We start from the raw sequence: 14,373 nt of genomic DNA on the forward strand, positions 1-14,373 counted from the left end.
ATGAGTGCGCGCGAAGCCTATTTGCGCTGGCGATATCGCTTGTTTCCCGACCACGTCATGGGCGAGATCCTGTCGAAGAACTGGATCGACAATGCGATCCCGTTCATGTTCCTTGCCATCGCCGTCGCCGTCTTTTCCTTCATCATCCCGAACTTCCTGGCGATAGGAAGCCTCGGCACGATGGGCGAACTCCTGGCGGAATATCTGTTCGTCGCCATCGGTATGACGCTGGTTCTGAAAGCCGGCGGCATCGATCTCAGCGTCGGATCGGTCTTCGCCCTGTGCAATTTCTGCGCGCTTTATCTGGTCAATGCCCTGGGAATGCCGCTGATCGTCGTCATCCCGGCCGTTCTGGCACTTGGCGGTCTCGTCGGGGCGTTGAACGGAGTCCTCGTCGGATTCCTCGGGCTTCGCGCGTTTCTGACCACCTTGGTCACGCTCATCCTCGTACGCGCCATAGTGGAGCTGCTGTCCCTGAACTACGGTGTCGATGCCTCTTACTCGGAAACGCCGGTGCCAATGTGGGACTATCTGGGCTCAGCCCGGATCCTGGGAATGCCGCTCTCGCTGTTCGTTGCCGTCATTGTGGCGATCCTGACCCATATATTGATGACTCGCATGCGGTTCGGCTGGCATCTGAGCGCTGTCGGCGGGTCGCGCCGTTCCGCCTACAATATCGGCCTGCCGGTCAAGTGGATCGTGGCCCAGACCTACATCCTGTCGGGGGTCTTCACAGCGGCAGCCGCCTTGTTCTATGCCTCGCGACTCGGCAGCATAGGCGGCTCCGTCGGCGTCGGGCTGGAGATTGTTATCCTGACTGCCGCGGTCCTCGGAGGTAACAGTCTGGGCGGCGGGCGCGGGTCGGTCGCGAAGGCGATTATCGGAACCGTCATAGTGGTCATGGTCACCAATGCCTTGGTGCGCATGGGCTTGCGCACCGGCGCCGGCGACCTCGTGTTGGGTCTCATTCTGCTCGTGGCCGTGGCCATAGACGTGAAGTGGATGAAGAACCGCCTCAAGATCCTCAATCGCGCTTATGTCTCACCCACCTATTTTGCCCTGCCGCCGTGCCCGCCCACCGCCGAAGGGTCCGGTTCGCCCTATGAGGTCAACAACAAGCTCGCCTCTGCGCAACCGATCGGCAAGGGGGAGCTCGACGGGCCCGAGGACATCATCCTCGACGAGGACGACAATCTTTACTGCGGCAGCCGGCATGGCGACATCATCCGGTTCTTTGCGCCCGACTACCAACGACATGAGGTCTACGTACATATCGGCGGCCATCCGTTGGGAATGGCGTTCAACCGGGACCGGGAACTTGTCGTCTGTGTCGGCGGGATGGGGCTCTACAAGGTTACGAAGGATCGCAAGCCCGTAAAGCTCTCGGACGAGACGAACCGGTCCATGTTTTCGATCATCGACGACTCGCGCATGCGGCTCGCCGACGATCTCGACATCGCGCCGGACGGCCGGATCTTCTTTTCGGAAGCCACGATCCGCTACGAGATTCACGACTGGGTGCTCGACGCACTGGAATCGCGGGGCAATGGCCGCATCATTTGCTACGACCCGCGTGACGGGTCATCGCGCACTATTTTGCCCAAGCTGCAGTTTCCAAACGGAATCACGATGGCGGGTGACGGCGAATCCTTCCTCTTCGCGGAGACCTGGGGCTGTCGGATCAGCCGATACTGGTTCGACGGCCCCCGCAAGGGACAAAGAGAAGTCGTGATACCGGATCTTCCAGGTTACCCCGACAATATCAACAAGGCCTCCGACGGCACCTTCTGGTGCGCCATCATCGGCATGAGATCGCCCACCTTCGACCTCGCCCAGCGAATGCCGCAGCTCCGCCGGCGCATGGTCTACCGCGTGGCAAGCGACGAATGGATGTATCCGAACATGAATTCAGGATGCGTCTTCAAATTCGATCTGACCGGTCAGGTGCTCGACGTGCTCTGGGATCGCGACGGCATCAAGCATCCTTCGATCACGTCGATCCGGGAGCACAAGGGACGTCTGTTCCTGGGAGGGCTCTTCAACGACCGGATCGGTGTCTACGACATTCCCGGAGCCGACATGGAATGGACAGGCATCAGCCATTACTGGGGAGGCAAGTCCGGTGAGTAACCTCTTTGCCCGTATGTTCGACCGCTTCCGCGGCAGCGGCAGCGCCGCCATCACCCTGCCACCGATGGACGGGGCATTGCGTCCCAACACCCGCATCGATGAAGCCGAGGAAATGGCCGCCGTGACGGCTCCGGACAATATCGCGTTAGGAACGGATGGCATCCTGCTGTCGTCCGGCGCCCGGTTGCTGGGCCTGAGCCCATCGAAAACCATCGATACTCTCTGGACGGCGTCAAGCGACATCGTGTGTCTGGCGGCTCATCCGTCGGGCATGCTGGCCCTGGGGCTTGACGAGGGGCGTCTCGTCATCCGGGGCGGAGCGCATGACGGACGCGAGTTCACCAAACTGGGAGATCTGCCCATCGTGTCCCCTTCCGCCCTTGCCTTTGCCGATGACAATACCCTGTTCGTCTGTCTGGGCAGCCAGGATCACGGAATGAGCGACTGGAAGGTCGATCTGATGACACACAGCGCCAGCGGGTCTGTCTGGAAAATCGACCTTGGCAGTGGCGCAGCGGCCTGTATGGCGCAAGAACTCGCTTTCCCATATGGCGTCCACGTGACCGAAAACGGCAATATCGTCGTTTCGGAAAGCTGGCGTCATCGCCTGCTGCGGATCTCGCCGGATGGGAAAATCGGGGTCGTTGTCGATGAACTGCCGGGGTATCCGGCACGCATGGCACACGAGCGCGAGGGCGGAGACTTTTGGCTTTCAATCTTTGCTCCGCGCACGCAACTTATCGAATTCGTCCTGCGCGAAGACGAATACCGTCGTCGCATGGTGGATACGATCGACCCTGAATACTGGATCGCGCCCTCCCTGCATCACCCGCAGTCCTATCTCGAGCCCATGCAGGGCGGCAGCCTCAAGCAGCTCGGGGAACTCAAGCCCTGGGCGCCATCGCGATCGCTGGGGATTGCGGTGCGTCTGGATGGCAACGGGCATCCCGTCGAGAGCCTGCACTCCCGAGCGGACGGAGTGCGTCACGGCGTCACCAGTTGCCTCCCCACCGGCGATGGCCTGCTGATGACGTGCAGGGGTGGCGATATCGTCGTGCGAGCGAAGATATAGGGAGAGGATCATGGAGACATCCAAACTGATCGAAATGCGGTCCGTGACCAAGGAGTATCGCGGGGTTGCAGCGGTCCGAAACGTCGATTTCACGCTCATGCCCGGTGAGGTTCACGCCCTCTTGGGCGAGAACGGGGCGGGCAAGTCCACATTGACGAAGATGATGGCGGGGGTCACCCAACTGACCGAGGGCATGATGCTGCTCGACGGCCGGCCGGTTACCTTTATGACGCCCGGCGAAGCCTTGTCGCATGGTGTGGCCATGGTGTTTCAGGAAACCAGCCTCGTTCCCAGCATGACGGTCGCCCAGAACCTCTTCCTGGGCGAGGAGAAACTCTTCAACCGTCTTCGCGGCATCTACATCAGCGCCCAGCAGTTCATGCAATCGCTGAACTTCCAGGTGAACCCCTGGGCCGATGTCGGGACGCTCGGCGCCGCCCAGAAGCAGATGGTGGAGATCGCAAGGGCGGTGCGGCAGAACGCCCGGGTGATCATTTTCGACGAGCCCACGGCCACGCTCACGCCCGAGGAAAAGCGGCATTTCTTTGCGCTGGTCAAGGACCTCAGGCAGCGGGGTGTCGCGGTGATCTTTATCAGTCACGCCCTCGAGGAGGCGCTGAGCATCGCCGATCGGATCACCGTTCTCAGGGATGGTGAACTGGTGGTGAGCGATACCGTCGACAAGTTCGACCGGGAAAAGATCGTTCAGGCCATGGTGGGCCGCACCTTGTCGGACGATCTTTATCACAGCCACGGGGAAGACAAGATCCGCCGGCCGGGCCGGAAAATCCTGTCGGTGCAGAACCTCTCCATGTCGCGGGTCGTCAAGAACACGTCGTTTTCGATCTATGGCGGCCAGGTGACCGGCATATTCGGCCTGATCGGCTCCGGGCGCACCGAAGCCGCCAAGGTGATCTCCGGCATCTACAAGCGCGACTTCTTTCATGGCGGCGAGGTCAGGCTCGAGAACAAGCCCATTCGCTACCGGACCCCGCGCCCGGCCGTACAGGATGGAATCGTCTATGTGACCGAAGATCGAAAGGTCGAGGGGTTCTATGAAAGCATGTCGATCGCCGACAACATTCATCGTGCTGCACAGGCTGCCAATGTCAGTTCGAGCCTCTTCCTCAACTATTCCGAGATCAAGGAGATGGCCGCCGAATGGACGCGGAAACTCAACATCAGGGCCATCAATTCCAATGCGCGCGTCATCGAGCTGTCTGGGGGTAATCAGCAGAAGGTCGTGATCGCGCGGTCGCTGGTTCAGAAGCCGAAGGTGATCTTCTTCGATGAGCCGACGCGCGGCGTCGACGTGGGGGCGATCTCGGAAATCCACCATCTGATCAATACGCTGGCAGAAGAAGGAATCGCCGTCGTGGTAATCTCGTCTTACCTACCTGAAATCATGAATATATCCGACCGCATCCTCGTTTGCCGGGCCGGGCGTATCGTCGAAGAATTCACACCCGAAGATGCCACAGAGGAACGCATCATGTATGCGGCGGTGCACTGATGGCCGGGAGGATTGCTTCTGCGCCGCCTTCGGGTGGTCGCGTCTGCGTTGTCGGTGCGGGTTTCATGGGGTGCGTGATCGCAACGCTTTATGCGCGCCACGGCTATGACGTGGTCATCTGCGACAGTCAGGCAGCCATGCTCGAAAGTTATGCCGAACGTGCGCGGCCCATCGCTGCAAGCTTTTCCGATGACAGCACCGAAGTCGAGGCGATGGTGAACCGCGTCGCCACCGTGTCGTCCCTGAAGGATGCGGTTGCCGGCGCCTTCATGGTGCATGAGGCGGTGCAGGAGGTGCTTGAGACGAAGCAGGCTGTCTTCGAGGAACTGGATCGGCTGTGTCCGCCGGATGTTGTCCTGGCCTCGAACACCTCCTCGTTTCTCATTTCCGACATCGCCGAAGGTGTCTCCAGTCGTGAGCGTGTTCTCGGAATTCACTATATCACGCCGGGCCACATCATCCCGGTGATTGAGATCATCCACAGCAGCTTCACTCCGCCCGAGCTGATCGACTGGGCGCGCGCGTTTATCCATTCCATCGATCATGTGGGGGTGGCCTGTCCCGAACGGCCCGGCTTTCTGATTAACAAGATCCAGTTCGCGATGCTGACCGAAGTCTACCGGCTAGTCGACGAGGGTCTTGCCAGCCGCGATGATATCGACGCTGCCGTGCGCCTGAGCCTCGGGCCCCGGCTTGCCCTTTGGGGACCGCTATTGACGGAGGATCTGATCGTTTCGAAGAAAACCGCCCTGGCGGTGACGGATTCTCTTTACGAGCAGACGGGTGACGAAAACTACAAGGGGCGAAAGGCGCTTCGGGACTTGGTGGAGCGGGGCGATCTCGGCCTCATGACGGGGCAGGGTTGGTATGCATTCGAGGGTGATCGGAGCGAGACCATCATGGAACGCGACCGGCAGCTTACGGCACTTTTCGACTGGCTGCGCGAAGCCAACGCCGTCGACCGCCTCAAGGTAGAGTAGCGCATGTTTCCTGCTCCTCCCATGAGCTGGAGACGCAGATCATGGTGCAGATAACTCTGCACCATTTGACCGGATCTCCTTTTGTCCGCCGACGAGGCGGATTGCGCTTGTCGGGGTGGTGTATCGGGCAAGCGGCGCAACGTTGCCGAAGGGCTGCCTGCCAACATCAAATGATTAATTCCTGACCGAGACCTAGCGCATGACGAATGGATTGCTAATCTCAGTACTATAGGAAAGCCAAACCGATTTGGTTTCAAGATAGGGATCGATGGCCTCAATCCCGTTCTCGCGGCCAAGACCCGACGTTTTTAAGCCGCCAAACGGCATGAGGAAACTGGCGGCACGATATGTATTTACCCAAACAGTTCCCGCCTGCAGACGTTTGGGCGCAACGGTCGCGCGTTTAATACTGCTTGTCCAAACGCCGGCTGCCAGACCATAGGCGGTGTCATTTGCCAATTGATAAGCTTCGTCGTCATTCTTGAATGGGATGACCGACACCACAGGACCAAATACTTCCTCCTGTGCAATACGCATCTTGTTGTCCACATCGGCGAAAACCGTCGGCTCGACGAACCAACCGTTCCCGCATTCCGGACGCTCGGCTGGAGCACCGCCCAAGGCGCATCTCGCACCTTCGGATTTGGCAATATCGATATAAGAGAGAATCCGTTCGTATTGTGGCCTTGTCGTCACCGGACCGACTTGGGTTGTCAGGTCCATTGGATCACCCATCCTCGTTTTTTTTGCGAGCCCTACAAATCTTTCCAGATAATCGTCATAGATGCTTTCATGTACGAGCAGGCGAGAACCCGCGATGCAGGTTTGTCCCGTGGCCGCGAAAATTCCCGCGATTCCACCCGCGACAGCCGCCTCCAGATCCGTATCGGGAAAGACAATCTGCGCTGATTTTCCGCCCAGTTCCAACGTTAATCTTTTGAAGGTCGGAGCGGCATTCTGCATTATCTTCTGGCCTGCCAGTTCGCCACCCGTGAACGCGACCTTTGAAATTTTCGGATGCGAGGTCAACGGATCTCCGACATCCTGCCCAAACCCCGTAATGATATTGATCACCCCCTCCGGGAATCCCGCCTCTTTAACCAGGGCGGCGAATTCAAGCGCTGAAGCCGACGTGTGCTCTGATGGTTTGATCACTAGCGTGCAGCCTGCGGCCAAAGCCGGAGCCAGCTTCCACATCATCAGCATGAGCGGCGAATTCCACGGTACGATTGCCGCAACGACGCCCACCGGCTCGCGAAGCGTGTATGCAAACATATCCGGCTTATCGATCGGAACCACCGCCCCGTTGATCTTGTCGGCCAGCCCGCCATAAAAATACAGCCACTGGGGAATATAGCGGATCTGACCACCTACCTCTGCCAAAAGCTTTCCGTTGTCGCGAACTTCCACCGCTGAAAGATGATCGGCGTCGCGTTCAACAAGACCGGCGAGTTTTCTCATCAATGCTCCGCGCTCGGTCGGAGACATCTTACCCCAGACCCCGGCGTAAAGTGCACAATGCGCAGCTTCGATGGCATCGTTGACATCGCGTTCGTCACAACGCGGAATTTCCGCCCACGGTTCTCCGGAATACGGATTATAGCTCAGAAAGGTTTCCTTTGACGCGCTGTCACGCCAGCTGTTACCAATAAACATTCGATATTTCTTGAGTTCATCTTTCATTTCTGTCTCCCGGCATACCCGTCATGTTTCGCAAGAAAGCTCAAACCGGGCGTGACGATTTCACCGTCATCTCAACCGGTTGTCATGCCGTGGTTTAAATCTCGGCATTCGTTCCGGATCGGATCAGAGCATTGATGGCAAAAAAGTCGTCAACCCTGGAACCAACGCAAGAATCACCATGCCAATCACGAACAACCCGACAAAAGGCCAGGCCGCAGCAAACACCGATGACAGGGATCCTTCGTTCCAGGCGCTCTTTAGGGCGAAAAGGGTGTAACCGAATGGCGGGGTTATGCCGCCGACGGTGATGTTCACCAAAAACAGGAGCCAGAACCAGATCGGATCATATTCGAACCTGTCGATGATCGGCAGGTAGATCGGGATCACGATAAGCATCAGCGCGATCTGGTCGATAAACATGCACAGTATAAATGGCAGGAGCATCAGCATGAAGAGCATGAACCATGACGATACCTGCAATTCGACGATCCACTGCGTCAGGGCCGAAGCCCCTCCCGAAAATGCAAGCAGTTGGCTGAACAGCTTGGAACTTGCCATGATGATGAGGATCATGGCCGAGATCTTGGCTGACTCTCCTACCGCCTCCACGACCATTCGAATGCTGAGGTTCCGGTAAATGGCAGCGGTCATCAGCGAGCCCAACACCCCCATTGCTCCCGCTTCGGTCGGTGTGGCGACGCCCATCAGGATCAGCCCCATCACCAGTGCGATAATAATTGTGAACGGCAGAAGTTTTATAAGCGCCGTCGCCGCCTCAAGGAGACTGGGTCGGCTTTTAGCATCCTCATCCACAGGGGCGAGTGCCGGATTGCGCCAAATTCTGATGAACACGTAGGCCGCAAATAGCAAAGAGAAAACCAGCCCCGGAATAATCCCGGCAATAAGGAGACCTGCGATGGACACACCGGCCAGGGTGCCGATTATGATGACCAGCACACTGGGCGGTATCAGCGGCGCGAGGCTGGCTCCCGCGAGGATCGTGCCGATAGAAAGACGCGCGTCATACCCCCTGGAAACCATGCCCGGCAACAAAGAACGACCGAGCATTGCCGCAACGCCCATGGCGGCCCCTGACAATGTGCTGAAGACTGTGGCGAGCACTATGGACAAAATAAACTGCCGGCCGCGGACGCGCCCAACCAGCGTATCGATCGACTGGAAAAGAACCTCGACGGCTCTGCTCCTGAAAAGCAACTCGCCCATAAGAATGAATAACGGGATCGTCACCAGGGAGGAACTGGTCGCCGTTTCGAAGAAACTACCCGAGAACATGCCGAAACCTGCCGGTCCCAACAGCAGCATCGAAGCCCCGAGATTGACAACGAGAAAAGCCACGAAGACCGGCATGCCGCTGCCCATCGCCAGCAATAGCAGTCCCACGCCAACCAGAACAGCTGGAATTCCCTCGATCATTGGAACTGCCCCTTTGAGCCTTGAAAGCTTTGCCCGAACGCCATGCGCAGAAAACTCAGGCCGGTATTCAACATGCCCAGGAAAACAAATGAGAATAAGATCCATTTTGGAAACTGGATTGTTGTGAGCGTGACGGTCCCCCGCATGTACAATCGTTGGGTTTCACCAAAGAAAATATACGCTGTCCAAAGACAAACCCCGGCACCGACGAGAAAACCGAACCTTCGCAATATCCTGGCTTTGCGTTCGTCGAGCACGTCAAGAAATATAGAAACCGAAACGTTCCCATGGATTCGGGTGACATGGGGAATGACAAGAAAAACGGAAATCAGCAGAAGAAAAGAGACTGAATCGCTTGCCCATTTTGTCGGTGCGCCCAGGAAATATCGCATCACGACTTCATAGGCAAAAATCGCAACGATAACAGCGAGTGCCATAGATCCGAGTTGGTAGCCGATACTGATAGTAACGTCGTGAAGGCGCAAAAGCGTCCTGAACGAACGGTGGAACAAAGCCCTCATCCCTGACTCCGTTGTTAGCGTGAAAGATGGTTGCCCCAGAGGGGCAACCATCTGCATCTGCGGTCAGTCTGAGATATTGGCTTTGTTTGCCATGGTCCGAATTTCGGCAATCGCTTCGGGGTTGACGGTACTCGCCAACTCCGTCACGCCGTTGAACCAGGCGCTTTTGAGCGTGGCCGCAAATTCGGGCTGGAAATCGGTGGCTTCCATTCCTTCGGCGATCAGCATCTCCATTTCGGTCGTCGCAAGACCATCGAAAATTGTCGAGCTTTCTTTCTCATAAGCCAGTGCCGCAGCCTCGATCTCAGCTTTGGTTGTTTCATCGAGGCTGTTCCATGTATCGAGATTCATCAAAAGCATATGGCTGACTTGGCCAAAGGTCGGCCGCACGAAGTAATCGGCAACCTCGAACCAGCGATAGTTCACCGCGCCGACGGTCGGCCATGCGGCACCATCGACTACCCCACGTTCGAGTGCGGGGTAGATTTCCGGCCCAGGCAGAACAACCGGAGAGCCGCCGAGTTTCTCGATCACGGGATGATAAAGTGGAGTTCCCCGGATGCGACGGCCATTCAGTGCGTCTTCACCCAGAGGCTCTTTCAGGAGCATGTGGAAGCCGTTGCGATCATAGAACACGGCGATCAGTTTCAGTCCGACTTTCTGGTATTCTTGGTCGGCGAAATCCCAAATGCCGGAGTCATGAAGTTCTTCGCTGGAACCGCTTAATGCGTCTAAAGACATACCAACGGCAATATCGTTGTAGTGATATCCTCCATTTGTATAGAGCATATTGAATACGCCTTGCGCGACCGGATTGAACTGTTCGAAAGGCGGTACCGTTTCGGGACCAAACCTGGATAAGTTCAGATTTTCGGTGGTCTCGTTTTCGAGATACTCCATAAATGGCATCAAAACCTCACCGACGGCGGCATAGCTCTGATCCCAGCTTGAAAGGATTTTCAAATCGGCCGCCATCGCATGGTTCGTCGCGACATGTGGCAGTACAATTGACGCGACAAGGCCGTATATTATGTTTTTCATCTGCGTTCCTCCTGTTTTATTTTAAGCACATGGCTGATGGATACTTTGCCCCCAAAGAACCGACCGAATACAACTCCCGAATTCGGTTTGGTTCTCGTCTCGATCCATTCGGTTCCCTAGAAAACGATCACTCCTTTTCCAGACGCTTGTTTGTCCAAAAGCTCATAAGCTTTTCCGGCCTGATCGAGCGTCCAGCGATTGGAGAAAATTGCCTCGACGTCGACGCCGCGATCCACCGAGAACGTTCCGCATTCCTCCATGATGTTCGTTGAGAAGGTGAAAGACCCGACCACATTGATCTGCCTGAAAATCACGTCGGCGGAAAAATCGACTGACGCCGGCCTGCCCAGTCCGACAAACACAGCGGTTCCCCACAGCCGAAGGCACTTTATTGCATCGGTTATCGCCTGCTGCGCCCCCGATGTTTCGATCGAGAAATGTGCGCCTTTGCCGTGTGTCAGATCCCTGATCGCCTCGACCGCATTTGTATCCGCAGGGTTAATCGTTTCGGCGGCGCCGAAGCGATTGGCCATCTCGAGACGTTCTGCGTTAACGTCGAGTGCGATAACCCGTGCGCCCATTGCGGCAGCGAACTGGGTGCCGGATAACCCGACCGGACCCTGGCCGAATATTGCAACCGTATGGCTCGAATTCGGCTGGACCTTGCGAAGAGCTGAGTAAGAAGTGCCTGAGCCGCATGCGATCGCCGCACCGGCTTCGAACGAAAGGCTGTCCGGGAGCGTAACCAGCGTATGAGCTGCGCATTTCATGTATTTGGCATGCGCGCCATGTGCGGTCCAACCATAGATATCGGGAACCATGGTCTCGCAAATTTGAGGCCATCCCGTCCGGCATTGGTCGCATATGTGACAGCCGGAATAGTGATGTATCATGACGCGTTGGCCGATGCGGGCGACACGCTCGCTCACTCCCGGACCGACCGCAACCACAACACCGGAAGGTTCATGGCCTCCGATCATTGGCCCGTTGTCGCGCATGGTCTCGTAAGGTTTTCCCTTGGCCAGCTCACGAAATGCCTGATCGTCTGACGGTGCCCGATAGGCGTGCAGATCGCTCCCGCACAGACCTGACGCCTTAACTTCGATCACGACCTCTCCCGGCCCTGGAGTCGGATCATCGAATGTCATGATTTCAACCTTGCGATCCCCGGGAAACGTTACGCCTCGCATGTAATTCTCCCCTTTGCGCCATGCTTGAATTGGCAATTCCGCAGACGTGCGCATCCACTTGGCGCGTCGTTTTCCTGCATTTTCTAGCGAGTATTCATTTGGCCGGTCGGCCTGGTCTCCGCGAGCCAGTCACACAGCTCTTGAAGTCACGCCAGCTGCGCAAATGCTTCAGCCTGCCGGGAATTTTCTTCCAAAGCCATGCATGGTCACCTTGGGTCTCTCCTCCATGTCCAACCCCTTTAACTGGTAAGGCTCAAAGTCAGTCGCCTGAGCCGAAAAGCGGATCTCTTTGCTTTTTTTCTCGATATGACGTGCCTGGCGGCGCGCCTTGATCTGCGAAATCGTGGTGTACTGCGACGATGATTGTCCAATATGAATTTGGCGATGATTTATATTGTTCAGGTTATGTATTGAGTGATAAGAATAAGCTGTTGTCCGGCGTCGGCCTGCTTTCAGATAAAGCGTTTTCGAAGCGTCGATTTCGATAGCGTGCAGGTTGAGGGGAAGAGCAGGTATGTCTAAGTCGCTTTTGCAAAACGTAGATTTGCAGCTGCCAAACAGCTTTCTGCGTTCAAGGAATTTGACACTCCACAAACTCAATGTTTTCTGCAAGGTCGCTCAACTCAACAGTGTAACGCGCGCAGCGGAGCAACTTAATATTGCTCAACCTGCGGTGACGGCGCATCTGCGCGGTCTGGAGGAAAGTGTTGGCGCTCAGTTGGTGCAGAAAGTCGGTCGTAACATAGAGCTGACCCATGCCGGAAAACGGATATATACTTGGGCATCCGAGATCTTGCATCGCAGTTCTGAGATGTTTCTCGACCTTGTGGACATCAACAATGGCGGTCTGGAGAGAACGAAGATCGCAGCGTCGATGGTCGTGGGGACTTATAAGCTACCGGATATAATACTCGAAAATCATAGATCAAACCCATCGCACAAGGTTTCTGTGTCGGTCCTGACACCCTATTTGGCGACTGAGGCGGTCTTGAACGGCGAATGCGATTTTGGGGTGACGCTGATCAACCCAAACAAGGACACGTCCAAGCTTGAAATTGAATTGCTTTGGAGAGAGCCTCTCTACCTGGTCGCGGCTATCGAAAGCGACCTGGTCCAAGACGTGGCCGGGCTTCAAGAGCTTTCGTCCTTACCTCTCGTAACACCTCCCCGAGGTCAGATTGCCCGAGAACTAATCGATGAAGCGCTTCGGACAGTGGGATTGTTCAGAACGAATAGCGTAATGGCATTCGGTCATCCGGAACCGATTCTGAAGGCTATCCGAGCTGACGTAGGAGTGGGTTTCGTTTTCGAGAGCGCGCTCCCGCCTGACATGAACCAATACGGGCTGCGTTTCGTGAAAACTCCCGAAATCAGTTTATCAATGCCACTCTATCTCGTTTACAACAGCCAGGCCGTATTCACTGAAGCGCAAAAACAATTGATGGAGCGGATCAGAGCTGCGTTTGCCAGGAACTCGAGCGCCGCGTTGCAAAATCCCGCTGAGGCAACCAGCCCGTCATCGTGATCGAAGTCGGAAAAACGCCGGCTTCCAGCGCTCCAGACTTCGGTCTCAGCGCATCGACCAAAGGACTCCGCGCTAATGCGGAGGAAAAGGGATCTCAGATCAACTTGTCTGACAGTCCCGATGCTGGCTGAGCCGTAAACGTCTCATTCAATCGAGAAAACCTCGGAAACTCAACTTAGCTTTGCATGGATCCAATATGCTCAATACTTTTGCAGATGGTATGGGCAACAGCAATGGCCCTTGCGGTTGCCATCAGCATCTGCGGCAACACCATCCACTCAAGCGTCCAGGCCTTGCCCGATCGTTCCTGCTCATGCACCACCGAATGGTGCATGGCTGAGACCTGCACAGCGTTGAACTGAGCCAACGTCACCAGCAACTCTGCGCCGATAGGGTTTTTCTTATGCGGCATTGCCGAGGAGCCTCCTCCTCCAGACAGCGTTATTTCTTCGATGCCCTGCTGCTTCATCAATGCCACGTCCTGGCCGAATTTACCGAGCGTACCGGAGACAAGCGACAGGTAGCCTGCATATTCCGCCACTCCGTCGCGTGTCGCGTGCCATGCTTTATCAGTCGGGGCTAGCCTGAGTGCGGCGGCAATCTCCACAACTACTCTATCGGCTTTTTGACCCAGTGCTTTCCGATCGCCGGAAGCGCCTCCGATCTGAACCTTTTCCACGCGGGGCCGCAATTCGGACAGCCGCGCCAAGTGGTCGTTCAACGGCAATCTCCACGTTTGAACCCGATCGCGTACCTTGATCTTGGTGGCCGACTGCATCCTGGTACGTCCCATAAGAGGCTCATCGCCAAAACGTTTCTCTACGTCCTCGAAACTGCGATAAAGCGCTACCAGGCGCTGAGATAATAGGTCGGATGCTTCGCGCAACGTCAGTGCCAGCGCGGTGTCCATCACATCTTGTGAGGTTGCACCCTTGTGCACCACGTTATCCGGGGAAACGGCTTTCAACTGATCTACAAGCCGCGGAACCGGAACCCCGTCTTGACTCATGCCCCTGGCAATGTCGTCCAGGTCAATTTCCGCTGTTTCGATTGCCTCCGCCGCTGTCTCGGCCGTATCCGCATCAAACAACCCGACCTTTGCGCAAGCGCGCGACCACGCTGCCTCGAAGGCCAGCATATGTCTAATCTGGCGTTCCGGCGACAATATCCTGGCCATCTCCGCATCGCCAAAAAGACCGGAGAGCCAAGGGTGGTCGAAAACAGATAAGCTCACAAAAAAGGCCCTGAATTAAAGGGGCGACCCATGCCGCCCCCTTGGCAAAA

The 14,373-nt window shown here is 56.5% G+C and carries 11 protein-coding genes; 5 read left to right on the forward strand and 6 right to left on the reverse strand.

Annotation, left to right across the window (positions count from 1 at the left end):
- The 4 genes from FIV05_RS07090 to FIV05_RS07105 are packed head-to-tail and all read left to right on the forward strand — an operon-like array spanning position 1 to position 5,695.
- Positions 1-2,130, forward strand: coding sequence for an SMP-30/gluconolactonase/LRE family protein (locus FIV05_RS07090; RefSeq protein WP_152505181.1), 2,130 nt, complete (start codon positions 1-3; stop codon positions 2,128-2,130).
- The gene (locus FIV05_RS07095; RefSeq protein ID WP_152505182.1) at positions 2,123-3,202 is read left to right on the forward strand and encodes a strictosidine synthase; all 1,080 of its coding nucleotides are present in this window, start codon (positions 2,123-2,125) and stop codon (positions 3,200-3,202) included. The genes FIV05_RS07090 and FIV05_RS07095 overlap by 8 nt, the downstream gene beginning before the upstream one ends.
- A gap of 10 nt (positions 3,203-3,212) precedes the next feature.
- Positions 3,213-4,715, forward strand: coding sequence for a sugar ABC transporter ATP-binding protein (locus tag FIV05_RS07100; protein ID WP_152505183.1), 1,503 nt, complete (start codon positions 3,213-3,215; stop codon positions 4,713-4,715).
- Positions 4,715-5,695, forward strand: coding sequence for a 3-hydroxyacyl-CoA dehydrogenase family protein (locus FIV05_RS07105; protein ID WP_152505184.1), 981 nt, complete (start codon positions 4,715-4,717; stop codon positions 5,693-5,695). The genes FIV05_RS07100 and FIV05_RS07105 overlap by 1 nt, the downstream gene beginning before the upstream one ends.
- Before the next feature lie 192 nt (positions 5,696-5,887).
- Here FIV05_RS07105 and FIV05_RS07110 read toward each other — a convergent pair whose 3' ends face one another.
- From FIV05_RS07110 to FIV05_RS07130, 5 genes are all read right to left on the reverse strand, one after another.
- Positions 5,888-7,378: an aldehyde dehydrogenase gene (locus FIV05_RS07110; protein WP_152505185.1), complete on the reverse strand. Its 1,491-nt coding sequence runs from the start codon at positions 7,376-7,378 to the stop codon at positions 5,888-5,890.
- Positions 7,379-7,501: 123 nt separating this feature from the next.
- The gene (locus FIV05_RS07115) at positions 7,502-8,812 is read right to left on the reverse strand and encodes a TRAP transporter large permease (protein WP_152505186.1); all 1,311 of its coding nucleotides are present in this window, start codon (positions 8,810-8,812) and stop codon (positions 7,502-7,504) included.
- Complete coding sequence (locus tag FIV05_RS07120) at positions 8,809-9,333, reverse strand: TRAP transporter small permease (RefSeq protein ID WP_173013794.1); 525 nt, start codon at positions 9,331-9,333, stop codon at positions 8,809-8,811. The genes FIV05_RS07115 and FIV05_RS07120 overlap by 4 nt, the downstream gene beginning before the upstream one ends.
- A 63-nt stretch (positions 9,334-9,396) precedes the next feature.
- Entirely contained in the window at positions 9,397-10,374 is a 978-nt protein-coding gene (gene dctP, locus FIV05_RS07125) for a TRAP transporter substrate-binding protein DctP (RefSeq protein ID WP_152505188.1), read from the reverse strand.
- A gap of 116 nt (positions 10,375-10,490) precedes the next feature.
- Positions 10,491-11,564: a zinc-binding dehydrogenase gene (locus FIV05_RS07130; protein WP_152505189.1), complete on the reverse strand. Its 1,074-nt coding sequence runs from the start codon at positions 11,562-11,564 to the stop codon at positions 10,491-10,493.
- Between the two features lie 514 nt (positions 11,565-12,078).
- On the opposite strand from FIV05_RS07130, the gene FIV05_RS07135 reads away from it, so the two are divergent.
- The gene (locus FIV05_RS07135) at positions 12,079-13,089 is read left to right on the forward strand and encodes a LysR family transcriptional regulator (RefSeq protein ID WP_152505190.1); all 1,011 of its coding nucleotides are present in this window, start codon (positions 12,079-12,081) and stop codon (positions 13,087-13,089) included.
- A gap of 175 nt (positions 13,090-13,264) precedes the next feature.
- Here FIV05_RS07135 and FIV05_RS07140 read toward each other — a convergent pair whose 3' ends face one another.
- Positions 13,265-14,323 carry a 3-carboxy-cis,cis-muconate cycloisomerase gene (locus FIV05_RS07140; RefSeq protein ID WP_152505191.1) on the reverse strand — a complete coding sequence of 353 codons (1,059 nt, stop codon included), beginning with the start codon at positions 14,321-14,323 and terminating at the stop codon, positions 13,265-13,267.
- Between the last annotated feature and the right edge of the window lie 50 nt (positions 14,324-14,373).

Origin of the sequence: Labrenzia sp. THAF191a (genome assembly GCF_009363335.1) — a bacterium.
Lineage (GTDB): Bacteria > Pseudomonadota > Alphaproteobacteria > Rhizobiales > Stappiaceae > Roseibium > Roseibium algicola.

What these genes read in the sequence shown, in the direction of transcription:
- FIV05_RS07090 (WP_152505181.1), top strand. Translation starts at nt 1, where the DNA reads ATGAGTGCGCGCGAAGCCTATTTGCGCTGGCGATATCGCTTGTTTCCC.
- FIV05_RS07100 (WP_152505183.1), top strand. Translation starts at nt 3,213, where the DNA reads ATGGAGACATCCAAACTGATCGAAATGCGGTCCGTGACCAAGGAGTAT.
- FIV05_RS07105 (WP_152505184.1), top strand. Translation starts at nt 4,715, where the DNA reads ATGGCCGGGAGGATTGCTTCTGCGCCGCCTTCGGGTGGTCGCGTCTGC.
- FIV05_RS07110 (WP_152505185.1), bottom strand. Translation starts at nt 7,378, where the DNA reads ATGAAAGATGAACTCAAGAAATATCGAATGTTTATTGGTAACAGCTGG.
- FIV05_RS07115 (WP_152505186.1), bottom strand. Translation starts at nt 8,812, where the DNA reads ATGATCGAGGGAATTCCAGCTGTTCTGGTTGGCGTGGGACTGCTATTG.
- FIV05_RS07120 (WP_173013794.1), bottom strand. Translation starts at nt 9,333, where the DNA reads ATGAGGGCTTTGTTCCACCGTTCGTTCAGGACGCTTTTGCGCCTTCAC.
- dctP (WP_152505188.1), bottom strand. Translation starts at nt 10,374, where the DNA reads ATGAAAAACATAATATACGGCCTTGTCGCGTCAATTGTACTGCCACAT.
- FIV05_RS07130 (WP_152505189.1), bottom strand. Translation starts at nt 11,564, where the DNA reads ATGCGAGGCGTAACGTTTCCCGGGGATCGCAAGGTTGAAATCATGACA.
- FIV05_RS07135 (WP_152505190.1), top strand. Translation starts at nt 12,079, where the DNA reads ATGTCTAAGTCGCTTTTGCAAAACGTAGATTTGCAGCTGCCAAACAGC.